The organism is Curtobacterium sp. MCLR17_034, from assembly GCF_003234485.1.
In the GTDB taxonomy this organism is placed as follows: Bacteria; Actinomycetota; Actinomycetes; order Actinomycetales; family Microbacteriaceae; genus Curtobacterium; species Curtobacterium flaccumfaciens.
Map to the genome: position 1 here is coordinate 15,516 of NZ_QKTH01000002.1, position 26,779 is coordinate 42,294.

24 protein-coding genes and 1 tRNA gene are annotated in these 26,779 nt (G+C 70.9%); 13 read left to right on the forward strand and 12 right to left on the reverse strand.

All coding sequences use genetic code 11. The annotated features are described in order from the left end of the window. The first annotated feature begins 161 nt into the window (after nt 1-161). Together DEI98_RS02620 and DEI98_RS02625 are read left to right on the forward strand one after the other, a co-directional pair. A complete protein-coding gene (locus tag DEI98_RS02620) occupies nt 162-2,204 on the forward strand; it encodes a cytochrome c oxidase assembly protein (RefSeq protein WP_111099815.1) in 2,043 nt (680 codons plus the stop codon). Further along, nucleotides 2,201-3,523, forward strand: a complete 1,323-nt coding sequence (locus DEI98_RS02625) for an ATP-dependent RecD-like DNA helicase (protein WP_111099816.1) — start codon at nt 2,201-2,203, stop codon at nt 3,521-3,523. Before DEI98_RS02620 ends, DEI98_RS02625 begins: the two co-directional genes overlap by 4 nt. A 319-nt stretch (nt 3,524-3,842) precedes the next feature. Here DEI98_RS02625 and DEI98_RS18470 read toward each other — a convergent pair whose 3' ends face one another. Then, nucleotides 3,843-4,289, reverse strand: coding sequence for a DUF4383 domain-containing protein (locus tag DEI98_RS18470; RefSeq protein ID WP_171907796.1), 447 nt, complete (start codon nt 4,287-4,289; stop codon nt 3,843-3,845). Nucleotides 4,290-4,629: 340 nt separating this feature from the next. On the opposite strand from DEI98_RS18470, the gene DEI98_RS18475 reads away from it, so the two are divergent. Next, nucleotides 4,630-5,430 carry a phosphatase PAP2 family protein gene (locus tag DEI98_RS18475; protein ID WP_181437901.1) on the forward strand — a complete coding sequence of 267 codons (801 nt, stop codon included), beginning with the start codon at nt 4,630-4,632 and terminating at the stop codon, nt 5,428-5,430. Between the two features lie 160 nt (nt 5,431-5,590). Next, a complete protein-coding gene (locus DEI98_RS02640) occupies nt 5,591-6,730 on the forward strand; it encodes a CE1758 family FMN-dependent luciferase-like monooxygenase (protein ID WP_027464948.1) in 1,140 nt (379 codons plus the stop codon). A gap of 220 nt (nt 6,731-6,950) precedes the next feature. Here DEI98_RS02640 and DEI98_RS02645 read toward each other — a convergent pair whose 3' ends face one another. After that, nucleotides 6,951-7,304 (reverse strand): multidrug efflux SMR transporter, encoded by a 354-nt coding sequence (locus DEI98_RS02645; RefSeq protein ID WP_027464947.1) that lies wholly within the window; start codon nt 7,302-7,304, stop codon nt 6,951-6,953. A gap of 1 nt (nt 7,305) precedes the next feature. After that, nucleotides 7,306-7,620: a multidrug efflux SMR transporter gene (locus tag DEI98_RS02650; RefSeq protein WP_027464946.1), complete on the reverse strand. Its 315-nt coding sequence runs from the start codon at nt 7,618-7,620 to the stop codon at nt 7,306-7,308. Nucleotides 7,621-7,726: 106 nt separating this feature from the next. On the opposite strand from DEI98_RS02650, the gene DEI98_RS02655 reads away from it, so the two are divergent. The 4 genes from DEI98_RS02655 to DEI98_RS02670 are packed head-to-tail and all read left to right on the forward strand — an operon-like array spanning nt 7,727 to nt 11,596. Then, the gene (locus tag DEI98_RS02655) at nt 7,727-8,305 is read left to right on the forward strand and encodes a TetR/AcrR family transcriptional regulator (RefSeq protein ID WP_164941264.1); all 579 of its coding nucleotides are present in this window, start codon (nt 7,727-7,729) and stop codon (nt 8,303-8,305) included. Nucleotides 8,306-8,354: 49 nt separating this feature from the next. Beyond that, complete coding sequence (locus DEI98_RS02660) at nt 8,355-9,368, forward strand: permease (protein WP_071246228.1); 1,014 nt, start codon at nt 8,355-8,357, stop codon at nt 9,366-9,368. Further along, a complete protein-coding gene (locus tag DEI98_RS02665; protein ID WP_111099818.1) occupies nt 9,355-10,170 on the forward strand; it encodes a TIGR03943 family putative permease subunit in 816 nt (271 codons plus the stop codon). Before DEI98_RS02660 ends, DEI98_RS02665 begins: the two co-directional genes overlap by 14 nt. Then, the gene (locus DEI98_RS02670) at nt 10,160-11,596 is read left to right on the forward strand and encodes a hypothetical protein (RefSeq protein WP_111099819.1); all 1,437 of its coding nucleotides are present in this window, start codon (nt 10,160-10,162) and stop codon (nt 11,594-11,596) included. The genes DEI98_RS02665 and DEI98_RS02670 overlap by 11 nt, the downstream gene beginning before the upstream one ends. Nucleotides 11,597-11,729: 133 nt before the next feature. Here the strand turns inward: DEI98_RS02670 and DEI98_RS02675 are convergent, their stop codons facing one another. From DEI98_RS02675 to DEI98_RS02690, 4 genes are all read right to left on the reverse strand, one after another. After that, nucleotides 11,730-12,776: an NAD(P)-dependent alcohol dehydrogenase gene (locus DEI98_RS02675; protein WP_071246224.1), complete on the reverse strand. Its 1,047-nt coding sequence runs from the start codon at nt 12,774-12,776 to the stop codon at nt 11,730-11,732. Between the two features lie 247 nt (nt 12,777-13,023). After that, nucleotides 13,024-14,103 (reverse strand): glycerate kinase, encoded by a 1,080-nt coding sequence (locus DEI98_RS02680; protein ID WP_111099820.1) that lies wholly within the window; start codon nt 14,101-14,103, stop codon nt 13,024-13,026. A gap of 175 nt (nt 14,104-14,278) precedes the next feature. Beyond that, nucleotides 14,279-15,418 carry an FAD-dependent oxidoreductase gene (locus DEI98_RS02685; RefSeq protein ID WP_111099821.1) on the reverse strand — a complete coding sequence of 380 codons (1,140 nt, stop codon included), beginning with the start codon at nt 15,416-15,418 and terminating at the stop codon, nt 14,279-14,281. Nucleotides 15,419-15,440: 22 nt separating this feature from the next. Then, a tRNA-Gly gene (locus tag DEI98_RS02690) sits at nt 15,441-15,511 on the reverse strand. A gap of 195 nt (nt 15,512-15,706) precedes the next feature. On the opposite strand from DEI98_RS02690, the gene DEI98_RS02695 reads away from it, so the two are divergent. Further along, the gene (locus DEI98_RS02695; RefSeq protein WP_071404923.1) at nt 15,707-16,816 is read left to right on the forward strand and encodes a DUF6177 family protein; all 1,110 of its coding nucleotides are present in this window, start codon (nt 15,707-15,709) and stop codon (nt 16,814-16,816) included. A 25-nt stretch (nt 16,817-16,841) separates the two neighbouring features. Continuing rightward, on the forward strand, nt 16,842-17,153 hold the full coding sequence (locus tag DEI98_RS02700; protein ID WP_146243392.1) for a hypothetical protein: 312 nt from the start codon (nt 16,842-16,844) through the stop codon (nt 17,151-17,153). Nucleotides 17,154-17,189: 36 nt separating this feature from the next. Here the strand turns inward: DEI98_RS02700 and DEI98_RS02705 are convergent, their stop codons facing one another. Continuing rightward, nucleotides 17,190-19,235 (reverse strand): cytochrome c oxidase assembly protein, encoded by a 2,046-nt coding sequence (locus DEI98_RS02705; RefSeq protein WP_071404924.1) that lies wholly within the window; start codon nt 19,233-19,235, stop codon nt 17,190-17,192. Nucleotides 19,236-19,287: 52 nt separating this feature from the next. Then, nucleotides 19,288-20,379, reverse strand: coding sequence for a GNAT family N-acetyltransferase (locus DEI98_RS02710; RefSeq protein ID WP_181437902.1), 1,092 nt, complete (start codon nt 20,377-20,379; stop codon nt 19,288-19,290). A gap of 83 nt (nt 20,380-20,462) precedes the next feature. Between DEI98_RS02710 and dcd the strand changes: the two genes are divergently transcribed. Genes dcd through DEI98_RS02725 form a run of 3 tightly spaced genes read left to right on the forward strand, consistent with a single transcriptional unit; the run spans nt 20,463 to nt 21,964 of the window. Beyond that, entirely contained in the window at nt 20,463-21,050 is a 588-nt protein-coding gene (gene dcd, locus DEI98_RS02715; protein ID WP_071404926.1) for a dCTP deaminase, read from the forward strand. A gap of 54 nt (nt 21,051-21,104) precedes the next feature. Next, nucleotides 21,105-21,620, forward strand: coding sequence for a helix-turn-helix domain-containing protein (locus DEI98_RS02720; protein ID WP_110864943.1), 516 nt, complete (start codon nt 21,105-21,107; stop codon nt 21,618-21,620). Beyond that, nucleotides 21,617-21,964, forward strand: coding sequence for a DUF86 domain-containing protein (locus tag DEI98_RS02725; RefSeq protein WP_084740843.1), 348 nt, complete (start codon nt 21,617-21,619; stop codon nt 21,962-21,964). Before DEI98_RS02720 ends, DEI98_RS02725 begins: the two co-directional genes overlap by 4 nt. A gap of 177 nt (nt 21,965-22,141) precedes the next feature. Here the strand turns inward: DEI98_RS02725 and DEI98_RS02730 are convergent, their stop codons facing one another. The 3 genes from DEI98_RS02730 to mmsA all read right to left on the reverse strand — a co-directional run bounded on the left by DEI98_RS02730 (nt 22,142) and on the right by mmsA (nt 26,119). After that, nucleotides 22,142-23,245 carry a sugar-binding protein gene (locus DEI98_RS02730; protein WP_110864942.1) on the reverse strand — a complete coding sequence of 368 codons (1,104 nt, stop codon included), beginning with the start codon at nt 23,243-23,245 and terminating at the stop codon, nt 22,142-22,144. A gap of 61 nt (nt 23,246-23,306) precedes the next feature. Next, nucleotides 23,307-24,599: a multiple monosaccharide ABC transporter permease gene (mmsB, locus tag DEI98_RS02735; protein ID WP_111099823.1), complete on the reverse strand. Its 1,293-nt coding sequence runs from the start codon at nt 24,597-24,599 to the stop codon at nt 23,307-23,309. Next, nucleotides 24,596-26,119, reverse strand: a complete 1,524-nt coding sequence (gene mmsA, locus DEI98_RS02740; RefSeq protein ID WP_111029829.1) for a multiple monosaccharide ABC transporter ATP-binding protein — start codon at nt 26,117-26,119, stop codon at nt 24,596-24,598. The genes mmsB and mmsA overlap by 4 nt, the downstream gene beginning before the upstream one ends. Nucleotides 26,120-26,779: the final 660 nt, after the last annotated feature.

Consider the following 26,779-nt stretch of genomic DNA (forward strand, 5'->3'; position numbering starts at 1 on the left):
CTGTTCCGCGCATCGGGAGGGACGGCTTCGGCCGTCCCTTTCGTCGTTCCCGGGGCGCGCGGGCGCGTGGTGCGCGGGTCCTGGCCTGGAGGCCCGTGCCGGTTTGCACAGATCGGCCCGCCCCGTCCGTCGGCCGGGTGGGCACCGCCTAGGCTTGACGGGTGAATCGGATCGCGCGCATCGCCGGTCCCGCCGTGCTCCTGCTCGTCGGGTTCGTGGCGCTGCTCACGGCACTCGTCATCGGTGGGGGCGCGAACCCCGCACTCATCGCCGATCCGGGGCCCGGCGTCCGCTTCGGGCTGCCGATCGCCCGGCTCGTCGTCGACCTGTCCGCGGCCACCACGATCGGCGGGCTCGCGCTGGCGACCATCGGCCTGTCGCGCTCCGGCCCCGAGTGGAACCGCGCGATCGACGTCGCTGCCGGGGCCAGTGGTGTCTGGACGGTCGCGTCGGCCGTCGCCACGTTCTGCACGTTCCTCAGCGTGGCCGGTTCGCGCATCAGCATCGACGAGCAGTTCGGGCAGTCGATGGGGGTCTTCCTCACCGGCACCGAGCTCGGGCTCGCCTGGCTCGTGACCGTCCTCGTCGCCGCGGCCGTCACGGTGCTCTGCTTCGCCGTCCGTTCGAGGGGCATGGTCGCCCTGACCGCCGCGGTCTCGATGATCGGTCTCATCCCGCTCGCACAGCAGGGCCACGCCGCCGGTACCGCGAGCCACGACGCCGCCGTGACCGCACTGGGGCTGCACCTGGTCGGTGCGGCGCTGTGGGTCGGTGGGCTCGTCATGCTCGTGCTGCTGCGCGGGGTGCTGCCCGGAGACCGGCTGGCCGTGGTCGTGGCGCGGTACTCGAGCATCGCCCTCGGCTGCTTCGTGCTCGTCGCCGTCTCGGGTACCGCGTCGGCGCAGATCCGCGTCGGGGCGCTGTCGAACCTGTTCACCCCGTACGGCACGCTCGTCCTGGTGAAGATCGGTGCGATCGTCGCCATCGGGGTCCTCGGCGCGGTGCAGCGCCGTCGGGCCATCCGTGCGCTGACCACCTCGCCCGGTCGGCAGCGGCCCTTCTGGACCCTCATCGTCGTCGAACTCGCGGTGATGGGTGTGGCGTCGGGGTTCGCCGCGGCACTCGGACGAACCGCCACCCCGGTCGACCAGATCGCCCTGAGCAAGACCACCGACCCGAGCCCGGCGGAGCTCCTGACCGACGACCTGCTGCCGCACGCGCCCGGTGCGTGGGGCTGGCTGACCCAGTGGAACATCGACCTGTTCTGGCTGATGGCCGCCGTGCTGCTCGCCGCGACCTACGTGGCCGGCGTCGTGCGACTGCGGCGGAGCGGCGTGCGGTGGCCGGCGCGTCGCTCGATCGCCGCGGCCCTGGCGGTCGTGTCCCTGGTGGTCGCGACCTCGGGCTCGCTGCATCAGTACGACCGGTTCCTCGTCTCGGCGAACGTCGGTGCCCACGTGCTGCTCGGCCTGGTGGTCCCCGCCCTGGTGTGGGCGGCGGCACCCGTCGCGTTGATCCGCGCCGCCGTGCACCCCCGGAACGACGACAGCACGGGGGTGCGTGAGTGGACCGACGTCATCGTCGAGCACCCCTCCGTGCGGTACCTGGCCCAGCCGTTCCCCGCGTTCCTGCTCGCGGCGGCCCTGTGGTGGGCCTTCTTCGCCACCGATGCCGTCCGGTGGTCGGTGAGCGACCCCACCGGTCGTACCGTCAGCGACGCCGTGTTCCTGCTGGTCGGGCTGCTGGCCGTCCCGACGCTCTGCACACCGATCCCTGCCGGGCACCGTCGCCCGACCACGGCTGCCGCCGCCGTCCGGATCGTCGGGGCGATGGTGATCGCGGCGGGCACCGTCTCGCTCGGGATCGCGATGCGCGGGCCGCTCGGGCTGCTGCAGGCATCGTGGTTCGGTGCGATGGGCCGGACGTGGGGGCCGGATCCGCTCGTCGACCAGGCCCGGGCCGGGCTCGTGCTGATCGTCGCCGGGGTGCTGCTCCTGGTGACCGTGGTCGTGGTGGTGCTCGTGCGGCTGCGGCGTGACGGGGGAGACCCGGCCCACGCCGTTGACGCAGTTGCTGCCGGCGACGCAGCTGTGGCCGGCCCGACCGCCGCCGCCGAGCCCGCTTCCCAGGTTGACCAGGACGACCTGGACTTCGACGACGGCAGCGACGACCTCGAACCCTCGCCCGGAGCGGACGCCCGATGAGCATCGAGCTGAGCGACGAACAGCGCGCCGTCTTCGAGTACATCGAGCACACCCGAGACCACGTGTTCATCACCGGCCGGGCCGGCACGGGCAAGTCCACGCTCCTCAACCACCTGTCGTGGAACACCGAGAAGCAGGTCGTCATCTGCGCCCCGACGGGGGTCGCCGCGCTCAACGTCGGCGGCCAGACGATCCACTCCCTGTTCCGGCTGCCGATCGGACTCATCGCGGACGCCGAGCTGCGGCAGGGCCCGGACACCCGCAAGCTCCTCAACACGATCGACACCCTGGTCATCGACGAGGTCTCGATGGTCAACGCCGACCTGCTCGACGGCATGGACCGGTCGCTCCGCAAGGCCCGCGGTCGGCAGTTCGAGCCGTTCGGCGGTGTGCAGGTCGTGATGTTCGGCGACCCGTACCAGCTGCCCCCGGTGCCCGGCGACGCCGACGAGCGCGCCTACTTCACCGACCACTACCGGTCGATGTGGTTCTTCGACGCCAAGGTGTGGCTCGAGGCCGAGCTCAACATCATCGAGCTCGCCACGGTGCACCGGCAGCGCGACGACGCCTTCGCCGCGATGCTCACCGCCGTCCGGCACGGCCGGGTCACCGCGGACATCGCCGAGCAGCTCAACACCGCCGGGGCACGTCCGGCCCCGGACGACGCCATCACCCTGGCGACCCGCAACGACACGGTCGCCCGGATCAACAAGGCGGCCCTCGAACGGCTGCCCGGCAAGGTGAAGACCGCCAAGGCCGACGTGAACGGCGACTTCGGCGGACGGAACTTCCCGGCCGACGAAGCCCTCGAGTTGAAGCCCGGCGCGCACGTGATGTTCCTGCGCAACGACGCCGACCAGCGTTGGGTGAACGGCACCCTGGGCATCGTGACGGCCATCCGCGACACGGTGTGGGTCGACGTCGACGGTGAGTCGTTCGAGGTCCAGCCGTCGGTGTGGGAGAAGTTCAAGTACTCGTACGACGCGGACAAGAAGGAACTCAAGAAGGACACCGTCGGGGAGTTCCAGCAGTTCCCGCTCCGGCTCGCCTGGGCCGTGACCATCCACAAGTCGCAGGGCAGCACCTACGACCGGGCCGTGGTCGACCTCGGCAACCGGGTGTTCAGCGCGGGCCAGACGTACGTGGCGCTGTCGCGGCTGACCTCCCTCGAGGGGCTGTTCCTCACCCGGCCGCTCCGGCCGCAGGACATCATCGTCGACCTGGACGTCCGACGCTTCATGTCCGAGGCGCCCCGCATCGTCGCCACCGAGCTCGAGGCCCCGAAGCAGCAGCCCGACGCCGACTCCGACGCCGACTGACGCGTCCGACTGACCCGTTGGGTCCGCTTCGGCCGCACGCCGCCGGCACGCGCGCCTGCATGCCCGGACGCACACTGCCGAGCGGTCACGGCTCCCCGTCGGTCCTGCGCCGAGTGGTCACTCGTCGTCGCCTGGACACTCCGCATCCGACAGTTCGTGACCGGCCGACGCACCTGAGCGGGGAGTCGTGACCGGACGACACCCCCGCCGGACCACACCCGCCGGACCACCCCGCCGGACCGCCCCGCCCCCGCACACACGACGACGCCCGCCTGCCGGAGCGGCAGACGGGCGTCGGGAGTGCAGTCGAGCGGGTGCGTCAGGCGCGCGCCGCTCGCAGGGCGCGGAGGTTCTCCTTGTCGGCACCGAGCGCGGTGAGCAGCAGGAGCACACCGACGATCGCGTGGAACACGTTGTCCGTGGTGTTCAGCGCGAAGACGTTGGCGGAGGTGTCGACGAAGACGAAGCCGTACACCGCGAAGAGGACGAGCAGGACGCCGACGAGCAGGTTGCCGTTGCGTGATCCGACGGTGTTGCCGAGGCCGGTGATGAGCAGCACTGCGGCGAGCAGCACCCACACCAGGCAGAGCGCCGGGTTCACGCCGAACGCGTTCCACAGCATGCCGCCCTGGCGGTTGAAGAAGCCCGGGTCGCCGTCGGCGGCGAAGAAGAAGCCCAGGACGCCCCAGAGTGCGAGGACGCCGCCGGCCGTGAGTGCGAGACCCCGGTTCGGCGAGGCGATGATGCCCGGTTCCTTGATGGCCACTTCGGTTTCCTCCTCGTACACTGCCGACGCGACGTGCGTCGGTCCCGCGTGGTGCGACGGCCCGGCGGGGATCACCGATCCCCTCGTGTCAGCGCGCAGTGCACGGCCGACGGGGGTGCGGTTCCCAGCCTCCGGCCGGTGCTCCAACGGTATCGTGTCGGACCCCGACCGACCCAATCGCAGCGCCGCCGCCAGTCGTGCGACGAGCCCGACGACGACCACTCCGAGGAGGACCAGCCCGGTGACCTTGACACCCGAGCGCAGTGCATCCGAGTCGCGCGGACCGTGGGTCTCGCGGCGGGGGCGGTGGGCTGCGCTGGCGGCTCTGGGGTTCGTGATCGTGCCTCTCGTCTACGGGGTCGCGGTGCTGACCCCGGTCGGTCAGAAAGCGGAGGACGCCGCGCTCGGCGGGGTCCGGGAGTCCGACCTGTTCAGCTCGGACACTGCGCTCAACGTCATCTCGGTGCCGGTGATCCTGTTGCTCGTCGTCGTGATCGTCGCCGTGGCGTTCGCCAGACGGCGGCTCTCGGTGGGACTCGGCGCGGGGGTCGTGGTGCTCGCGTCGGCGGCCACCTCGACGCTCGTCAAGCGTATCGCCGTGCGCCCTGAGATCGCTCAGTCGACGACGCCGAACTCGTTCCCGTCCGGGCACGCGACGATTGCACTGGCGGCGCTGTTCGCGGTCCTGATGGTCACGCCTCGTCGGTTCCGCCCGCTGGTGACCATCGTCGGCGTCGGGTACGCGGTCTTCGTGGCGAACCAGACCGTGGTCTACGGCTGGCACCGGGTCAGCGACATCATCGGCGCCTGCGCGATCGCGATGTTCTGGCTCGGGATCGTCCGCGCGGTCGGACCCCGGGTCGACCGGGGGCTCCGGGGCGACCGTGACGGTCGGCGGGGGCCTCGGCGGGTGGTGAGCGTCGTGCTCCTCGTCGCGACCGGGCTCACGCTGGTGATCGGTGTTGCGGCGCTCGTGGTCGGCCTGACCGGTGATGGCGCGTACGACCATGCCGCGATCCTGGTGGCGGGGCGGTTGGCGTCCAGCGCGAGCGTCCTGGCGGTCGTGACCATCGTGTGGTTCCTCGACGGGATGCACCACGCCGCGCGCACCGACCCGGCCACGCTGCCGACCGCCCGCTGACCCAGCCACGCTGCAAGCCGTCGGCTGACCCGGGGAGCCGAGCCGGGCCTCCAGGCCGCCCGTCCGACGGGCGTGAGCCTGGCGGGAATGCCACGCCGTGCGCTACGTTGTACCGAGCAAGTCGATGCAAACGCATCGAAATCGCGAAAGGCGGCGCATCATGCAGTTCGGCATCTTCACGGTCAGTGACGTCACGACCGACCCCACGACCGGCACCACGCCGGACGACACCCAGCGCGTCCGCGACATCCTGACGATCGCCGAGCATGCCGACCAGGCCGGGCTCGACGTCTTCGCGACCGGTGAGCACCACAACCCGCCGTTCGTGGCCTCGTCGCCGACCACGCTGCTCGCTTACCTGGCGGCGAAGACGAAGGACATCACGCTGTCCACGTCGACGACCCTGATCACCACGAACGACCCGGTGCGCATCGCGGAGGAGTACGCGATGCTCCAGGTCGTGTCCGACGGCCGCATGGACCTGATGATGGGTCGCGGCAACACCGGCCCCGTCTACCCGTGGTTCGGGCAGGACATCCGCCAGGGCGTCAACCTGGCGATCGAGAACTACGCGCTCGTCCGCCAGCTCTGGGAGAACGACGTCGTCAACTGGCAGGGCAAGTTCCGCACGCCGCTGCAGGGCTTCACCTCGACCCCGCGTCCGCTCGACGGTGTCCCGCCGTTCGTCTGGCATGGCTCGATCCGCACGCCGGAGATCGCCGAGCAGGCCGCTTACTACGGCGACGGCTTCTTCCACAACAACATCTTCTGGCCGATCCAGCACACCGAGCAGATGGTCGGCCTGTACCGCCAGCGCTTCGAGCACTACGGGCACGGCCGCGCCGACCAGGCGATCGTCGGGCTCGGTGGGCAGTTCTTCGCGCGGAAGAACTCGCAGGACGCGATCAACGAGTTCCGGCCCTACTTCGACAACGCCCCGGTCTACGGCCACGGCCCCTCGATGGAGGACTTCACCGCCCAGACCCCGCTCACCGTCGGTTCGCCGCAGCAGGTCATCGACCGGTACGCGGCGATGAAGGACCACGTCGGCCACTACCAGCGCCAGCTGTTCCTCATCGACCACGCCGGTCTGCCGCTCAAGACGGTGCTCGAGCAGATCGACATCCTGGCCACGGACATCGTGCCGGAGCTGCGCAAGCTGAACGACGAGGGTCGTCCGGCCGACGTGCCGTCGGACCCGCCGTCGCACGCGGCACGGGCCGCTGCTGCGATGGCGGCCGGCACGGTCGGCAGCGACCACGTCGCCGCCGAGGACGAGTGGACGGGCGCGTCCGTCTGACGCTCCCAGCGCTCGCTTCGTGAGCAGGAACGGTCGGGTCCCGCGAGGTGACCCGACCATTGCTGCTCACCATGCGCGGTGGGCGCGACCCCAGATCGGACGGGAGGCCCGGTGCCAGCTGGCACCGGGCCTCCCGTCCGTCTCGGCGCGCGTGCTCGGACCGCACTCGCCTCACGGGGTCAGCGACACCTCACGGGGTCGCTGGTGCGTGAGCTGTCGCTCAGCGCGTGAGCTCGGCAGCGGGCTCCGCGACGGGGCGGGCCGGCACGAGCTTGAGGCCGACGACGCACCCGACGATGCCGGCGATGAAGAGCAGGCGCAGCACCGTGACCGGTTCGGCGCCGGTGGCCATGCCCCACAGCACCGTGAGCGCGGCGCCGGTCCCGGTCCACACCGCGTACGCCGTGCTGATCGGGATGTGCTTGAGGACGTAGCCGAAGGCGACGAGGCTGATCACGATCGTGACGGCGAACACGATCGTCGGTCGGAGCTCGGTGAAGCCGTCGCTCTCGCCGAGGGCGGTCGCCCAGACGGTCTCGAGCGCGGCGCTGACGAACAGGACGATCCAGGCCACGTCAGCTCACCACCTTGAGGCCGATGACGCACGCCACCAGGCCGAAGACCAGGGCGAGTCGGGCGAAGGACGCGGCCTCCTGTCGGCGGAGGATCGCGACGACCACGGTCAGGGATGCCCCGATGCCGACCCAGACGGCGTACGCGGTGCCGACGGGGATGCTCTTCATCGCGAACGCCAGCCCCACCATGCTCAGCGCCATCCCTGCGACGAACACGATCGTGGGGACGACCTTCTTGAAGCCGTTCGAGGCGCTGAGGGCGGTGGCCCAGACGGCCTCGAGCACGCCGCTGAGCACGAGGATTGCCCATGCCATGACGATGTCCTTTCCTGCGGGAGTCATTCGTTCTCGTTGTCGTACGACTGTGCGACAACGACCTTGACGGTAGCACGAGTTGGTACGACTGTGCGAGTATGGCGCCGTGGCCAGGAGCATGGACGTCGACGAACGGCGCCGCACCGTGTCCGAGGCGGCGTGCCGGGTCCTCGTGCGCGACGGGCTCGGAGCGTTGAGCGTGCGGAACGTCGCCGCCGAGGCCGGACTGCCGCCGAGCACGGTCCGCTACACGTTCCCGACCCAGGCGAGCGTCCGCGAGCACACCATCACGCTCGTGTTCGACCGGATCCGCGAGCGCATCGACGCCATCCCCGACGACCTCACGCCCGCCCGACGCGCACGCCGGATCGTGCTCGAGCTGCTGCCCCTCGACGAGGAGCGGGTCGTCGAGCTCGAGGTCTACCTGGCGCTCGGCAACGCCGCGCTCACCGACGTCGGGCTCCGGCCGACGCTCGACCGGACCGTCGCGGCGATGCGGACGTGGTGCGAGGAGGTCCTCGGGCTGCTCGGGGTACCGGCGGACGACCGGGAGTACGAGGCCTGCCGCCTCCACGCGCTCCTGGACGGACTCGCGATGCAGGTCGTCCGACTGGCTCCGGGGGAGTCCGGCGACTGGGCGATCGACGTGCTCGACCGGCACCTCGACGGCGTCACCGCGGGTTGAGCCGCCCCGTGCGCAGCCCCGGGCAGGAGGCGTCACCTATCCTGTCCCGGTGACGACGACCACGCGGCCGCCGCAGCGCACCCGGAGCCTCACCGGCCCCGGCCTGGTGCTGCTCGCCGTCGTCGTCCTGCTGGGCATCCGGCTGTTCTCCCCGAGCATCGGGTCGACCGGGCTGCCGGACGTCGTGCAGGACTTCCTCACACTGGCGATCAGCGTCGTCGTCGAGTCCCTGCCGTTCGTGGTGCTCGGCATCGTGCTGTCGATCGTCGTCGAGGTCTGGGTGCCGGTCGGCGCGCTCGAGAAGGTCCTGCCGCAGAACGCCTTCGGCCGTCGCGCCGTGATCTCCCTGATCGGCATGCTCTTCCCGGTGTGCGAGTGCGGCAACGTGCCCCTCGCCCGCGGCCTGATGATGCGCGGGTTCACGCCGGCCGAGGCCGTCACGTTCCTCGTCGCGGCCCCGATCCTCAACCCGCTCGTCATCATCAGCACCGCGCAGGCGTTCGGCTGGTCCGGGTGGATCCTGCCGGTGCGCATCGTCGGCGGGTTCGTCATCGCGAACCTCGTCGGCTGGATCGTCGCCGCGCACCGCCGTCCGGCCGACCTGCTGCTCCCCGCCTTCGAGGCCCGGTGCCGTGCGGCCGTCGGAGCGCCCCGCGGCCTGCACCGCTGGCGGCAGAGCGCCGCGCAGTTCGGCGGCGAGACGGCGACGATGATGCCGGCGCTGTTCGTCGGTGCCGGCCTCGCCGCGGCGATCCAGGTTGCCGTGCCCCGATCGACCCTGGTGGCCGTCGGCTCGAACCCGGTGCTGTCCGTCGCGGCGATGATGCTCCTGGCGATGACGGTGTCGCTCTGCTCGAACGTCGACGCCTTCTTCGCGCTGTCCTTCGCGTCGACGTTCCTGCCCGGGTCGATCACGGCCTTCCTGATCATCGGGCCGATCATCGACGTCAAGATGATCGCCCTGCTGCGCACGACGTTCCGGGTCCGCTTCCTGGTGCTGCTGTCCGTCGTGTGCGTCCTGTTCGCCGGAGCCGTCGGGTTGGTGATGAATGTCCTCGTCTGATGCACGCAGCAACGCGGCCGCGTACCTGGGTCTCGGGTCGGTGCTGGCCGCGGCCCTCTGCACGCTGTGGCTCGCGCTGGTCGGGCACCTCGACCTGTACATCAACCCGCGGTACTCGGTGTTCACGGTGGTACTCGCCGCCGTCGGGGTGCCCGCGTCGGTCGCCGCACTCGTCGTCATCGCCCGGGGTCACGGCCACACCCACGGCGACGACGAGGACGACCTCGATCTGCACCAGCAGCAGCGGACGGGAGGCCGCCGTCGCGCCGTCCGCCTCGCCCTCGGCGGAGCCGCCGCCGTCGTCACGATCGGCGTCACCGTCGCGATGCTCGTCCTGCCCCCGACGACCTTGTCCGCCCGCACCGCCCAGCAGCGGAGCGTGGACTCGGCGACCCTGTCCAACGCCACCGGCTCGGAGTCCGCGGTGCAGCTGCTCGGCAGCGAGGGTGTCGACACCTTGGAGTACGGCGTCAAGGACTGGGCCGCGCTGATCCGACAGACCACGGACACCACGGCCCTGGTCGGCAAGCAGGTCGAACTGACGGGCTTCGTGGTGCCGGGCGACGACGGGTCCTTCACCCTCACCCGCTTCGTGATCAGCTGCTGCGCCGTGGACGCGCAACCGGTCGGCCTCGGTGTCGTGACCGGCGACGGCACCGGGACCGTCCCCGACGAGGGCCAGTGGGTCACCGTCCGCGGAGCCCTGGCCGCCAACCCGGACCAGTCCGCCGACGCCCGCATCGTCGTCAAGGCCGCGAAGATCACCGACATCGCCCAGCCCGAGGACCCGTATGAGTTCTGAGCGCCGCGGAGACCAGCACCACGGAGACCAGCGCCGCGAGCGCCGCCCCGTCGCACACCGCTTCCACCGCCGGTACGTCGCCGTCGTGGTGGTCCTCGCCGTGGTCGCCGCGCTCGCCGCGGTCGTCGGCTCGCAGCAGGGCCCGCGGCTCCGCGACGTGTCCTACGACGCGACCGGTCTCGTCACCCGGCCGGCCCAGCGGGTGATCCTCACGGCGAACCAGGCGCTGCAGAAGGTCGCCGCCGCCGACGTCCGGGTCAGCCCGGCTGCGGCGCACACCGTGACCTCGAGCGGCAACACCATCGCCGTCGAGTTCGCCGGACCCCTGGCCTACGACCGCGAGTACACCGTGACGGTCGCGGACGTCCGGGCACCCGGGCAGCGCGCCACGTCCGACCTGACCGCGGCGATCCGCACCGGCAGCACCGACGTGCTCGCACTCGTGCCCGGGCAGGCCGGGGCGAAGGACCGCATCGTCCGACGCTCCCTCGATGCGGGCGGCGCCACCACGGTCTACGAGGGCACCGCGATCTCCGAGTACGCCCGGCTCGGCCGTTCCCTGGTCGTCGTGAGCGGCACGGACGCCAGCTCGTCCGTGGACATCGTGGCGCTGAGCGGTGGCGTGCAGGACGCCGATGCCCCCGTCGAACACCTCACCCTGCCGACCGCCGAGGGCCGCGTCACGGCGCTCCACGTCGCCGACGACGGGGCCTCGTTCGGGTTCGAGTACGCCGACACCTCGACCGGGCAGTCCCGGAACACCGGCCTGTACGTGGTCGACATGACGGGCACCCACATGCCCACGGCGATCGCGGCGAACGGCAAGCCGAAGACGGGCGCCGTGCCGATGACGGTCGGGCAGTGGGCCTACGTGCCGCGGACCGAGAGCGCGCTGGTCCGGACGGGCAGCGACGACCTGGTGCTCGTCGACATGAGCGGGCGTGCCGACCCGGTCCGGCTCGGCAGCGCCACCTACCTGCACGGCTTCGTCGGCACCGGCACCACCGCCGTCGTCGAGACGGGCACCGGCATCGAGCGGCTGGACCTGACCGACGGGTCGAAGTCGGCGCTGCAGGCGCCCGCCGCGAGCACCGATGCGGCCGTCCTCGGCCGCATCGCCCAGCTGTCCGACGACACGTACCTGCGGGTGCTGGGGGACGTGCGGTCGGACGGCACCATCGCGGCACGGATCGTGCGCGTGGACGGGGGACGGGCCTCCCGGCTGCCCGTGACGATCCCGGACGACGCGAGCGTCACCGCGGTCTGCCCGTCCCCGAACAGTCAGTTCGTCGCGGTCGCGACGAAGTCGGCGACCGGCGAGCTCGTGAGCATCGTCGACGCGGCCTCTGGTGCGCTCGAGGCGAGCATCGACGCGGGCTCCGTCGACTGGTGCGGCGCGCTGCCGTCCGGTGACGAGGTCGGCTGACGGAACCGAGACGACAGACGTGCGCGCCCCGCTCCGTGGCAACGCGAAGCGTTGCGCGGGGCGCGCCGACCGAGCCTGCGAGGGAGGGCGGTGCCAGCCGGCAACGGGCCTTCCGTCTGTCAGGTGGTGACGACTACGCCAGCGTGGCCGCGTCGATCACGAAGCGGTAGCGGACGTCCGAGGACAGCACGCGCTCGTAGGCCTCGTTGATCTGGTCGGCGCTGATGAGCTCGGTCTCCGGGAGGATCCCGTGCTCGGCGCAGAAGTCGAGCATCTCCTGGGTCTCCTGGATGCCGCCGATGGCGGAACCCGCCCAGCTGAGCCGACGCGGGATGAGCGCGAAGGCCGGCACCTCGAGCGGCTCGGACGGAGCGCCCACGTTGACGAGCGTGCCGTCGACCTTGAGCAGGCCGAGGTAGGCGCCCATCGGGATCTTCGCCGAGACGGTGTTGATGATCAGCTCGAAGGAGTTCGCGAGCTTCTCGAACGTCTCCGGGTCCTTCGTCGCGTAGTGGGCCTTCGCGCCGTAGCGGAGCGAGTCCTCCTGCTTCGAGGTGGTCTGCGACAGGACGGTGACCTCGGCGCCGAGCGCGACGGCGATCTTGACGGCCATGTGGCCGAGCCCGCCCATGCCGACGACAGCGACCTTGGTGCCGGGGCCGGCGTTCCAGTGGTGCAGGGGCGAGTAGGTGGTGATGCCGGCGCAGAGCAGCGGCGCGACCTTCTCGATGTCGAGCGACTCGGGGACACGGAGGACGAAGTCCTCGTTCACCACGACGGCCTGCGAGTAGCCGCCCTGGGTGATCGAGCCGTCGGCCGGGTCGACGCTGGCGTAGGTGCCGATGTTGCCCTTGAGGCAGTACTGCTCCTGGCCGGCGACGCAGTTCTCGCACTCGCCGCACGAGTTCACCATGCAGCCGACGCCGACGCGGTCGCCGACCTTGTGCTTGGTGACGTTCGCGCCGACCTCGGTGACGTGGCCGACGATCTCGTGGCCGACGACCTGCGGGTACTGGATGGGGCCCCACTCACCGCGGACGGTGTGGATGTCCGAGTGGCAGATGCCGGCGTAGGCGATGTCGATCGCGACGTCGTCCGGGCCGACGTCCCGACGGGTGATGGTGGTCTTGACGAGCGGCTCGGTCGCTGACGGTGCCGCGTACGCGTTGACGGTGCGCAATGATCTCCTCGTGGGGGTGGTGCGTTGCGGGCCGGTTCCGGCCCGGAACCAGTGTGCGCGCAGCCGCGGCCGGGTGGGAGGTACAACCAGGACACCCCTGTGCCCGCGGACGGGCGCGTCGCGGCGGCTGCGCGGCGCGTCGCGGCGGCTGCGCGGCGCGTCGGCGCGGGCACTGCGCCGCCACGGTACTGCGCCGCCGCGGTGCTCGCGTCGGTGCTCGCGTCGTTGCTCGCGTCGTTCTGCTCGCTCAGGCGAGCCGGGCCAGCCGCTGCCCGGCGATCGTGGCGAAGCGCAGCGGGTCGGCGAGAGCGTCGTCGGGCTCGCCGTTGGTCTGCGTCGCGAGCACGGTGAGCGACGCGGCGGCCACGTAGTCGTCGAGCGGGGCCTCGATCGCGCCGGCGACGAGCATCGAGCGGGCTCCGGGAGCGTGCGCCGCGGTCAGGCCGCGGACCACCGAGGGCACCTTGCCGACGGCGCTCTGCTCGTCGAAGCACCCTTCGCCGCTGATCACGACGTCGGCCCCGTTCGCTCCACCGGCCCCGTTCATGTCGGACCCCTCGAGCAGCGCCGGCAACCCGAGGACCTCGGCGACGGCCGCGGCCCCACCGGCGAGCGTGGCGCCCCACACCAGCAGGCCGAACCCGACACCGCCGGCGGCTCCGGCGCCTGGGGTGTCCGGGTCGACGTCGGGGAACCGCGCGGCCCAGGTGGCGAGCCGGTCGTCGAAGGACGCCACACGGTCGGGCGTGATGCCCTTCTGCGGGCCGAAGACGGCTGCGGCACCGGTCGGACCGAGCAGCGGAGAGGTCACGTCGGTGAGCACGGTGACGCCGAGCGGGGGGAGTGCCCGGAGGCCGTCGGTGCCGGCTCCGTCGCTGTCGAGTCCGAGCGCCTCGAGCACCGGACGCCCGCCGTCGGTGGACGCGCTGCCCCCGATGCCGAGCACGAGCCCCGTGGCACCGGCATCGAGCGCGGCGGCGATCGCCTCGCCGAACCCGCGGCTCGTCGCCGTGTCCGGCATCGGTGCGTCGAGCAGGGGGAGGCCGCTCGTCGCCGCGAGCTCCACCACCGCGCGGCCGTCGGGCAGCCGCAGCCAGTGGGTGTCGACCGGTGTCCCGGCCGGCCCGGTGACGGTGACGGGGACCCGGACGGCCCCGGGGACGGCGGTCTCGAAGGCGTCGAGCGTGCCCTCGCCGCCGTCGGCCATCGGGACGAGCACCACGTCGTCGTCGGGGCGTTCGGTCAGCCAGCCGGCACGGACCGCCGCAGCGATCGACGCCGCCGTCGCGGTGCCCTTGAACGAGTCCGGAGCCACGATGATGCGCACGGTTCCCACCGTAGTGGCCGGTTGCGAGACGCCGGCGTGTGCGCGGGTGTGAGACGCCGGTGTGTGCGCAGGACGCCTCGTTTTCCTCGAGACGCCTCCAGATTCGGCGGCGTCTCGACGACATGACGGCGTCGAACGAACACGCCGGCGTCTCGCGAACGACCGCGCGCTGGCGTCAGGGCGTGGGCACCAGCTCCGGCAGGGCGAAGCGCGGGTGCGGCACGCCGCCCGTCGCGAGGTCCGCGAGCATCTCGCCGAGCAGCGGCGCGAACTTGAAGCCGTGCCCGGAGAACCCCGTCGCCACGGTCAGCGGCCCGACCCGGTCGAGCACGAAGTCCTCGTCGGGGGAGTTGTCGTACAGGCAGCTGATGAACGTCGGCTTCGTCGCGTCGACCCCCGGCACGTACCGCGCGACGTACGCCTGCAGTCGCTCGGCCTCGGCCGGCACGGGAGTGAAGTCCCGGTGGTCCGGGTCGACGACTGGCCCGGTGCCGTGGAACCCGACCTTGACGCCCTCGCCCGGCGTCAGCAGCCCGTACACGTCGTCGCCGTCGGCCCAGTGCACGAAGCTCGGCCAGGCCGCGTCCGGCAGGTGGCTGGGGAAGTGGGCCGGCTGCTCCTGGGTGACGCGGATGGCCGGGAGGCCCGCCCCGCGTCCGGCGAGCAGCTCGCCGACCAGCGTGGGGGCCCACGAGCCCACCGCGGCCACCACGGACGCGGTACGGACCGCGCCGCCGTCGGACAGCGTCACGGTGACGTCGTCACCGTGGTCCTCGAGCCCGGTGACCCGCGTGTCGAACCGCAGGTCGGCGAGACCGGTCGCTTCGGCCAGCGTGAGGAACACCTCGATCGTCCGGTCGGAGCGGATGCGCCCGGCCGAGGGGTGGGCCAGCACGTTCCCCTCGAACGCGATGCCGGGCCAGCGCGCCGCCGCCTGGTCCGGCGTGAGCGACTCGTGCGGGATGTCCGCGTCGGCGAGGGCCGCGGCGATCGCGTCGACGACCTCGGGCCGACCGTGGTCGACGGCACCCGTGCGGACGATGAGCTCTTCGCCGGCAGCGGCCTCGAGCGCTTCCCACAGCGCCAGTGCGCGGGTGGTCAGCGCGACGTACTCCGGGTCGGCGTAGCCCTGCCGGAAGATCCGGGTCGCACCGTGCGAGGAACCGAGGTGGTGGCCGCGAGCGTGCTGTTCCACGAGCAGGACGCGCTCGCCGCGGGCGGTGAGGGCGTACGCGGTCGCGGCGCCGACGACCCCGGCACCGATGACGACCACGGGTGCGGTGCGTTCGGGGGAACCGGAGGAGGAGGAGGACATGCGGCGAGCGTACGTCCGACGGAGCGAGTGACGGGAATCGAACCCGCGCTACCAGCTTGGGAAGCTGGAGTTCTACCATTGAACTACACTCGCGCGCCCCGCAGAACGGGACTCGGCAAGCCTAGCGGATTCTCGCCTGGAAGCCAGCCGACCGCGCACCGTACGCCGTCTCGCGGGCGCGTGTCGCGCCTCCCGAGTCTCCGCTGTGAGGGTGCGAGCCTGACGGACAGGTGTCGCCCCCGTGTGTACCGTCCAGGGAGTTCCAGCCCCGAACCGAGGAGGACCCGGATGGTCAGGCATCCCCTCATCGACGACGTGGTCGGCTCGGCGATCGTGGTCGAGTCCGCCTCGCCCGTCGTGTGGCTGACGGACGCGCTCGCCTCGCTGCTCCGTCGGTCGGCGGACGCCGGACGGACGGTCGTGCTCCGCACCGGCCGGGCCGCGGCGATCACCCCGGCTCTCCGTCACGCGCTCGGCGCGTACGGCGCCGCGTGGGCGGTGTCCGACTTCGACGGCACGCTGCGTGACGGCCGGACCGGCGTCGCCGCCTCCGACATCGAGGACTTCGTGCACCGCGGCCCCGAACTCGTGGGCACCCCGTCGCCCGAGCACCCCGTCTCGGCCGACTCGGTGCGACAGATCAGCATCGACCTGACCCTCCGCCACCACCCAGGCCGTGCGGTCGACATGGGCTCCGCGATCGAGGCGCTGTGCCACACCGTCGGCACCTGCCCGACCCGGTGGGGCACCGCCGAACCGCTCACCGTGCCGTGGGACCGCTGGGTCGTCACGCAGTACGCGAAGCACGAGGCACCCGGCATCTCGACCTCGTACGCCGTCGGCGAGGGGTTCTCCGCGACGATGACCGCGCACCTGGTCGGCGGGGTCGTCGTCGAGACGATGTCCGCCGTGCTCACCGTGCCCGAGGAGAACACCGACCCGGGGCTGGCGAACCGGATGTTCGACGCCGTGCAGCGGGTCGCCGACCAGGTCGTCCCCGTGTTCGGCGTCGTCATGCAGCGCCGCGGCGACGCGGACCACCTGGTCCGGGCCGTCTCGCACGGGGAGCCGTCGCCGCTCGCCGTCGTCGTGGGCCCCGAGGCCGCCGGCTTCCTGGACCGCGACGGCGTCTGGCCGCCACCGCGCACCACGACCGCGACCTTCGCGGCCGGCTCAGGCTCGGCCGCCCGTCCGGATGCCGACGCGGCTGACGACGGCGGCATGATCGTCCGCTTCGAGGACGGCTGGGAAGCGCTCGAGTCGTTCCTCGACCGCATCGACGAGGATCGCTTCCTGCAGCTGGTCGGCGGCGCACCGCTCGACCCCGCGCACGACGAGGGCACGCTCGACGGACACGTCCGCGACGACCGGATGGTGGGCGGTCAGGGTGCCGCGTGACGTCACCATCCTCTGCCGCCAGCCGGTGGAGACGCGCGAGGTGGCGGAGGCGCTCCTGCTGCACGACGAGACCTGGGGTGTCCGGGCGCTCGACGACGGCCCGATGATGCAGGTCTGCCGTGACGCCACCCACCCGGTGATCACCGTGCTCGGCGTGCGCCGGGTGGACTCCTTCGACGAGGTCGAGCGGATCCTGCCGGATGCCCCGACCCTGGCGACGCCGCTCTGGTGGGTCGACACCGTGACGCCCGCCGGCCCCGACGGCGAATCGGGGATCTCGGCCGCGCTCGAGGCCGCGATGGACCTGGACGCGGTCTGCATCGTCCACGGGGACTGACCGGGGCCGCGCCCGCCGTGTGGCCGGTGCTGTGGGTCAGTCCCGCTTGCTCATCGCCGCCAGGCGCTCGTTGTACGCCTTCAGGTCGGCGTCACCGTCGCGGTCGGCCTTGCGGTCGAGGCGCTTCGCGTCGCGCTTGTCCGAGCGCATCCAGTTCCGGACGACGAGCAGGGCCACGAACACCATCGGGAGCTCCGAAGCGCCCCAGGCGATGCCGCCGCCGGTGTGCTGGTCGTCGAGCAGTGCGGCGTCGTTCGTCTGGCCCAGTGCGTGGAACCAGTCGATCGCGAACACCGACTGCGACGTCATGACCGCGACGCCGAAGAACGCGTGGAATGCCAGGGTGGCCAGCAGGGTGATGATGAGCATCGGGTACGGCGGGCGCTGGGGGCCCGGGTCGACGCCGACGAAGACCCAGAAGAACAGGTAGCCGCTCAGGACGAAGTGGATGATCATCGCGACGTGCCACTCGTGCGACTGCATCGCGGCCTGGTACGCCGGCGTGAAGTAGAACACCACGAGGGAGCCGGCGAAGATGATGCCCGCGACGGCGGGCTTGCCGAGGAACTGCATCCAGCGGGAGTGCACGAAGAGCATGAGCCACTCGCGGGCGCCGCGTGAGCCGTCGTTCCGGACCGGCAGGGTGCGGAGCGCGAGCAGCACCGGGCCGCCGAGCACGAGCGGCAGCGGGACGAACATCATCAGCAGCATGTGCTGGAGCATGTGCGACGAGAAGTGGATCATGCCGTACACGGCGGGGCCGGCCGACGTGGTCCAGATGAACAGGGCGCAGCCGATCAGCCAGGCGATGGTGCGCCCGACGGGCCAGGCGTCGCCGCGCTTCCGGAGCTTGCGCACCGCCAGCAGGTACCAGACGGCCCCGACGACGGCCAGGCCGAGCCACACCCAGTCGATGTGCCACTGGGTCAGGTAGGTCTGCGTGGTCTGTGCCGGCGGGAACGGGAACCCGATCAGGCCGGAGCGGGTGTCCTCGCCCGTCGCGGGGGTCTGCGGGATCGGCGGCTGCGAGCGGGACACGGCGACCGAGACGCCGATGGCCACGGCCATGAACACGATCTCGGCCAGCGCGAACCGGGTGAACAGGCGGCGGTCGAGCGGCGCGCGGAGGAGCCCGGGCACGAGCTTCCGGCGCTGCACGATCCCCGCGATGCCGAGCAGCACGAGGATGAGCGCCTTGACGGTGATCAGCCAGCCGTACGTCGTCGTGAACAGGTCGAGCGGGCCGGTCAGGCGGAGCGACGCGTTGACGATGCCGGAGAACGCCACGGCCCCGAACGACCAGCCGGCGAGCGTCGAGTACCGGGCGATCACGCGTCCGGTCGCGCCCTTCGTGCGGGTGCGGAGCAGGACCACGGCGACCAGGCCACCGGCCCACACGCACACCCCGACCAGGTGGATCGCGAGCGAGTTCACCGCGTTCGCGTGCTCGAGCGAGCCGGCGGCGTGCCCGGACAGGGCCAGGGGGAGCAGGGCGAACAGGCCGATCACGGTGGCGAACGCCAGGGTCGTCACCCGGGTGGCGAAGGCGGCGACCACCGTGGCGACGAGGATCGCGGCTGCCGACACCACGAGCGCCTGGCCGATCTCGACCTGGAACGCGAAGAGCATGAAGTTGCGGGCGAACACCGGGCTGGTGAGCGGGACACCGAGGGTGTTCGCGCCGGTCAGGACGATGCTCACCGCGGCGGCCAGGAACCAGACGGCGCCGGTCGCTGCAGCCCACCGGGTCGCACGGTGCTGCACGCTGGACAGGGCGCCGTGGTCCTTCTTCTGCGCGGGCAGCGCGAAGGCGGCGACGATGAGGAGCCCGATGGTCAGCGCTGCCATCGTGTCGTGCACGACGCGGGCGATCGGCAGGCCGTACTCGACGACCTCGCCGGCGGACACCAGCTGCTGACTCGCGCTGAAGGCACCGGTGATCGTCAGCCCGAGGATCGAGCACGCGACGGCCAGCGGGATCGCGATGACGAGGACCGTCGCGACGGTGGACGAGCGCCCGGTGGTGGGGGCGGCGTCCGGCGCTGACCCCGTGGGCTGGGTTTCGGGTGACGTGACGGTCATGACCGTCCAATCGTAGGCGTGTCGGCTGGACGGCGGCCCCTCGGATGCGCGCTCAGACCCGCCGTTCCCAGATGCCCTCGCAGCCGACGCCGACGAACCCGACGGCCTCGTTCACGTCGAGCATGTGGCGGTTCTCCTCCGCGTTGAACGTGATGACCGAGGGGCGCCCCGGGAACCGCCGCTCGAGCTCTCGGATCCCGACGACCTTGAGCAGCCAGCCGAGCCGGTGGCCGCGGTGTTCGCGGAGCACCAGGGTGTCCCACTGCTGTGCCGGCCGTGCGGGGTCGTCCGGGACGGACAGCTGCGTGAAACCGGCCAGGGTGGTCGTCGGCAGGTGCTCGACGGCCACGGTGAGCAGGGTGCGCGGTGCCCGGGCGAGCTCGTCCTCGTGCTCCCGGAGCCGTTCGGCGGTCCAGACGTCCTCGGGCTCCTCCATGTCCCCGGCGGGCGCGTCGGTGCTCATCCGGGTCTCGAGCAGGGCGATGCCGTCGAGCCACTGCTCCGGCGTGCGACCGGTCCAGGCGTGCACGCGGTACTCCGGCCCGGCGGCAGCAGACGCCCGCTCGTGCAGTCCGCGCACCACGGATGCGTCGGCGGGCAGCGGGAGCCGGCTGATCCGGTTCACCTGGCCGAAGTGCCAGCCGCGGGCGGTCAGGAACCGCACCCCCGCCTCGTCCTCCGGGACGGCGCCGAACCCCGTCAGGGCCTGCACGTACCCGGGCCCGGATGCGGGCCCGACCTGCCGCGAGACGGCGTACGTCTTCCACTGCGTCCGGCCGTCGGCGCGGGCCATCGACTCCAGGTGGTCGGCGAGCAGCGTCCCGACACCGCGGCGCTGGTGCTCGAGGTCGACGCCGACCGACAGCCAGCAGTTGGTGGTGCCGGGCTCCTGCTTCGTGTCGTACGAGCCCGCACCGACCACGGTGCCACGGTCGTCTCGGGCGACGACGAGCCGGCTCGGGGCGCCCGGCTCGCGGCACAGCGGCAGGTACTCCTCCGGTGTCCAGGCCAACTCGTGCAGCCCGTGCACGGCGGCTTCGGCGCCGTCGGACACCGCGAGCCACTCGGCGAAGGTCGCGACGGTCGCCGGGTCGTCGTCCATGGTGGCGGGCACCGTGATCTCGTCGACGGTGTAGGTGGTCATCACTGCTCCGAACGCCGCCCGCCCGGGCGGTGGGCAGCCTGGCAGCATACCGGCGCGACGCCCGCTGCCGCTAGGCTTCGTCCGTGCTGCTCTCCGACCGCGACATCACCGCCCAGCTCGCTGCAGGCCGGATCGGCCTCGACCCGTACGACGCCTCGCTCGTGCAGCCGTCGAGCATCGACGTCCGGCTCGACAAGTTCTTCCGGCTGTTCGACAACCACAAGTACCCGCACATCGACCCCGCGGTGGACCAGCCCGACCTGACCCGCCTGGTCGAGACCGACCCGGACGAGGCGTTCGTGCTGCACCCGGGCGAGTTCGTCCTCGGCTCCACGTTCGAGGTCGTGACGCTGCCCGACGACATCGCCGCTCGGCTCGAGGGCAAGAGCTCGCTCGGCCGTCTCGGCCTCCTGACCCACTCGACCGCGGGCTTCATCGACCCCGGGTTCTCCGGGCACGTGACGCTCGAGCTGTCGAACGTCGCGACGCTGCCCATCAAGCTGTGGCCGGGGATGAAGATCGGACAGCTGTGCTTCTTCCAGCTGTCGAGCCCGGCCGAGAAGCCCTACGGTTCCGCCGAGTACCAGTCCCGCTACCAGGGCCAGCGTGGCCCGACCGCGTCCCGCTCGGCGCAGAACTTCCACCGGGCGGACGTCTCCGACCCCCGCTGAGCACGTGCCGCTCCGGCGGCGGACGAAATGTTGGATGCTGTGTATCGTTGCAGCATGTCCGCTGTTCCCCCACGGTCCGCCCCGCCGCTGTCGGCCGCGGTGCTCATCCGCGACGCCCGTGAACGCGCCGAACTGACCCAGGTCCAGCTCGCCCAGCGCGCCGGCGTCACGCAGAGCGTCATCAGCACCTACGAGAACGGTCGTCGCGAACCGTCGCTCGCAGCCCTGCAGCGGATGCTCCGCGCGGCGGGCTTCACGACGACGATCGACCTGCAGCCGGTCGAGGAACCCCCGCCGCTCCTCGAGCGTGTGGTCGCGGCCCGGCAGGACCTCATCGAGATCGTGCAGCGGTTCGGCGGGCGGAACCCCCGGATCTTCGGCAGCGTCGCGCGGGGTGAGGACGGTCCGGACAGTGACGTCGACCTGATGGTCGACGTCGACGCGGGGCTCGGCATCTTCGCGCTGATGCGCATCCAGGACGCCGCCGAACGGTTGCTCGGAGTCCGCGTCGACGTCGTCGACGCCGCGGGCATGCGCCCCGGGGTCGTCCGGACCGCGGTGCCGCTGTGAGTGGGCAGCCCGGCATCCGCCGTGCCGTGGCCGACCGCCTCGACGACGTCATCCGGGCGTGCGAGGCGATCCGGCGCTACATCGACGACGAGCGGGTGCCCGAGGACCTGGTGCACGACGCGGTCCGGATGCGCCTGGTCGAGATCGGTGAGGCGGTCCGGGTGCTCCCCGCCGGGGTCACCGCGAGCGAGCCCGGCATCCCGTGGTCGCGCGTGTCCGACCTGGGGGAGCGGCTGACCCGGCGGTACTTCGACACGACGCGTGCGCTGGTGTTCGGCACCGCCCGCACCGACGTCCCGCACCTCGCCGACGCCGCGCGCCGGTTGCGCGCTGCCCACCCCTGACGGACGCGGGCACGGACCGGGCGCGGCCACGTGCCCTGGGCGGACCACACGGCGGACTGGAGGCACGGATCACGACGTGCACCGAGCCTCCCGTCCGCCGTGTGGCCGGCCCCCGGACGACGCAGGACGGCCCCGTCTCGCCGAGGCGAGACGGGGCCGTCCGTGGTGCTGGGGAGATCAGCCCTTCTTGGCGAGCTCCTCGAGGGTGTCGTTGCCCTTGTAGGCCTCGACGGCGTTGTCCTTGGTGACCAGGACCGGCGTGAGCTCGATCGCGGGGACCGTCTTCTTGCCGTTGTAGTTGTTCGTCTTGTCCATCTTCGTGTCGGGCTTGTCGCCCTTCGACAGCGTGGAGACGAGGTCGACGGCCGCCTGGGCCTCCTTCGACGTGTCCTTGAAGATCGTCGAGTACTGCGTGCCCTGCATGATGAGCGGGATGGACGCGGTCTCCGAGTCCTGGCCCGTCACGACGGGGTTGTCCTTGCCGGCGGCCTTGGTCGCGGTGAGGATCGCACGGGCGAGGGTGTCGTTCGGCGACAGGACGCCGTCGAGCTCGGTGTCACCCGTGTAGTACTGCGAGAGCAGGTCGGTCATGCGCGACTGGGCCTTCTGCGCGAGCCAGCCCTGCGTGACGACCTTCTGGAACGTGGTCTGACCGGAGACGACCTTGATGGTGCCGTCGTCGATCTTCGGCTGGAGGACGTCCATCGCACCGTTGAAGAACACGGTCGCGTTGGCGTCGTCCGGCGAACCGGCGAAGAGCTCGACGTTGTACGGCTTGTCGCCCTTCTTCTCCTCGAGGCCCTTGAGCAGCGCCTCGGCCTGGAGCTGGCCGACCTTGAAGTTGTTGAACGCCACGTAGTAGTCGACGTTCTTCGTGTTCAGGATGTTGCGGTCCCAGGCGATGACGACGGCGCCGCGGTCCTTGGCGGACTTGACCTGCGCGGTCAGCTGCGAACCGTCGGCGGCACCGATGATGACGGCCTTGGCGCCCTTGGTGATCATGCCCGAGATCTGCGACTGCTGGTCGGGGACCGGGTTGCCGGCGTTGGCGTACTGGATGTCGGCCTTGAAGCCGGCGTCCTCGATCGACTTCTTGAACGCGGCGCCCGCGAGGACCCAGTTCTGCGAGGTCTTGGCCGGCAGGGCGACGCCGATGAGGTCGCCCTTCTTGATGGTGCTGGTGCTGCCGGCGTCGTCGGACGAGCCGCGTGCCGAGCAACCGCTGAGGGCGAGGCCCGCGATGAGCGCCAGGCTGAGGCCGGCGACGATCTTCTTGCGCATGTGATTGCTTTCTCTTCGTTGAGGAGGTGTGGGGCCGAGGCCCCGGTGTGGGGAGTTGGGACTAGGGGAGGGTGATCTTGTCCGGCTGGTCCTCGATGGACCGCGGCTGCTGGGCGGCCACCGTGTTCTGCTCGGTGTCCTTCCGCTGGAACTGCCGCATCATGCCGCCGATCAGCGACGGGCGTCCCTGCGACTTCGAGTAGACGTCGAAGGCGACGGCGACGAGCAGGACGAGACCGCGGATGATCTGCACCTGGTTGGACTCGAGGCCCATCAGCTGCAGGCCGTTCGACAGCAGCGCCATCACGAGACCACCGATGATCGAGCCGGAGATCGTGCCGACACCACCGGCGACCGCTGCACCACCGACGAACACGGCGGCGATCGCGTCGAGCTCCCAGCCGGTGCCGTCCGCGGGGCCCGAGGCACCGGAGTAGGCGACGAACACCATGCCGGCGATCGCGGCGAGGACCGACATGTTCATCATGACGAAGAAGTTGACCTTCTTCGCGGAGACACCGGACAGGACGGCGGCGTTCGCGTTGCCACCGACGGCGTAGACCTGGCGACCGAAGATCGTGTTCTTCGTGACGAAGCCGTAGACGATGGTCAGGACACCGAGGATGATCGCGACGATCGGGACCGAGGTGCCGACCGGGCCGGCACCGAACAGGTAGGTGGCGACGAGCGTGACGGCGACCAGGATGCCGGTGCGGACGATCGAGACCCACAGCGGCGGGACCTCTGCCTGCATCTTCCGGCGGCGGGCGCGGCCGCGGGCCTCGATGATGATGAGCGCGAGGATCGTGACGAGCCCGATGAGCAGCGTGCCGTTGCTGAAGCCGAAGTCGGGGCCGAAGTCACCGAGGAAGCCGGCGCCGATCGGGGTGAAGCCGTTCGGGACGGGGACGGACGTCGAGTTGCCGATGATCTGGTTCACGCCACGGAAGATGAGCTGACCGGCCAGCGTCACGATGAAGGCCGGGACCTTCACGAACGCGACCCAGAAGCCCTGCCACGCACCGATCAGGGCGCCGCACGCGAGACCCAGGATGATGGCGGCCCACACCGGGAAGTCCCACACGGCCATGGACTGCGCCACGACGATGCCGACGACCGCTGCGACCGAACCCACCGACAGGTCGATGTGCCCCGCGATGATGACCATGACCATGCCGAGCGCCAGGATCAGGATGTAGGAGTACTGCAGGAACAGGTTGATGACGTTGGTCGGCTCGAGGATGAGCCCGTTCGTCGTGATCGAGAAGAAGATCAGCAGCACGATGAGGGCGATGATCATGCCGTACTGGCCGATGCTGTTGCCCTTGCCGAAGAGCAGTTTCAGGTTGTTCATGAGGCGGTGGCGCCCTTCCGCGCGGAGGTCATGCTGCGCATGAGCGATTCGGGATCGGCCTGGTCGGCCGGGAGGTCAGCGGTGATCTGGCCCTCGAAGATGGTGTAGATCCGGTCGGAGAGACCGAGGAGTTCGGGGAGCTCGGACGAGATGAGGATGATGCCCTTCCCCTCGGCCGCGAGCTGCTGGATGATCCCGTAGATCTCGAACTTGGCACCCACGTCGATGCCGCGGGTGGGCTCGTCGAGGATCAGGATGTCCGGGTCGGTGAACATCCACTTGGACAGGACGACCTTCTGCTGGTTGCCACCAGAGAGCTTGCCGACGTTGTCCTCGACGCTCGGCACCTTGGTACGGAGCATCTTGCGGTACTTCTCGGCGACCGAGTACTCCTCGAGCGAGTCGACGACACCGGCCTTCGAGATCTTCTTCAGGTCGGCGGCGACCGTCGAGCGCTTCACGGTGTCGAGCAGGTTCAGGCCGAGCGCCTTGCGGTCCTCGGAGACGTAGCCGATGCCGTTCTCGATCGCCTGCTGGACGTTCGTGACCTTGATCTCGCGGCCGTCCTTGATGATCTGGCCGTCGAGCCAGGTGCCGTAGGAGCGACCGAACAGGCTCATCGCCAGCTCGGTGCGTCCGGCACCCATCAGGCCGGCGAAGCCGACGATCTCGCCCTTGCGGACGTGGAAGTTCGACGCCTTGCAGACCAGGCGCGACGGGTCGATCGGGTGCTGCACGGTCCAGTTGCGGACCTCGAAGAAGGTCTCGCCGATCTTCGGGGTGCGGTCGGGGAAGCGCGACTCGAGCGAGCGGCCCACCATGCCGCGGATGATGCGGTCCTCGTTGACGCCGTCCGCCTTGACGTTGAGCGTCTCGATGGCCTTGCCGTCACGGATGATCGTGATCTCGTCCGCGATCTGCTCGATCTCGTTGAGCTTGTGGCTGATGATGATGCTCGCGATGCCCTTGGCCTTCAGCCCGACGATCAGGTCGAGCAGGTGCTGCGAGTCGTTCTCGTTGAGCGCGGCGGTCGGCTCGTCGAGGATCAGGAGCTTGACGTCCTTGTGCAGGGCCTTCGCGATCTCGACGAGCTGCTGCTTGCCGACACCGATGTTCTTGATCTGCGTGTCCGGGTCGTCGGCCAGGCCGACGCGGGCAAGCAGGTCCTGCGCACGGAGCTGTGCGGCGGTCCAGTTGATGACGCCACCGCGGCTCGGCTCGTTGCCCAGGAACAGGTTCTCGGTGATCGAGAGCTCCGGGACGAGCGCCAGCTCCTGGTGGATGATGACGATGCCGGCCTGCTCGGACTGCTTGATGTTCGAGAAGCGGACTTCCTCGCCCTCGTAGACGATCTCGCCGCTGTAGGTGCCGTACGGGTAGACGCCCGACAGGACCTTCATCAGGGTCGACTTGCCGGCGCCGTTCTCGCCGCAGATCGCGTGGATCTCGCCGGCGCGGACGCTGAGGGAGACGTCGGCCAGCGCCTTCACACCAGGGAACTCCTTGGTGATAGAGCGCATCTCGAGGATCGTCTCGGGTGCGGTGATCGACCGGGTCTCGAGGCCGGTGTCGATCGGGGTTGACGCCACAGTGCATCTCCTTCTGCCGCTTCGGTGCGGCAGTGTGTTCGGGTGGTTCTGCTGCGGCAGCGAAAGCACAGGGGGCCTGTGTGGACTTCGTTGTCGCGTCCGGATCCGGCTCGGTGTGACGCTCATGTGAACGGTCACATCGGCTGGACGGAGGCAATTTACGCACAGCCTCGGTGCGGCTGTCAATTCGGATTGGTCGCGTTTTCGTAACGGCGTGCGTGATCCGGCGAGAACGCCCCCCGGGTTGGGGCCAGGGGGCTCGGGAGCGCGCGTTTCGTTGCGCGAATCCGCATGCGCGGACGGGAGGCCCGTGGCGGGCCCGCCACGGGCCTCCCGTCCGCCTCGTGGTCGCGTCCGGAGCCGCGCTCGCCTTGTCGGAGCGGGCTTGGCTGGTGCTTCCGGGCGTCCCTGGTCGGAAGTTCGTGGCAGGTACGCCCGTTTGTGGCAGGTACTCCGGGGCGGCCGGTTGGTTCCGGGCGTACCGGGACGTTTCGGGCGTACCTGGTCGGAAGTTCGTGGCAGGTATGCCCGTTCCTGGCAGGTACTCCGGGGTGGCCGGTTGGTTCCGGGCGTACCCAGTCGTTCCGGGCG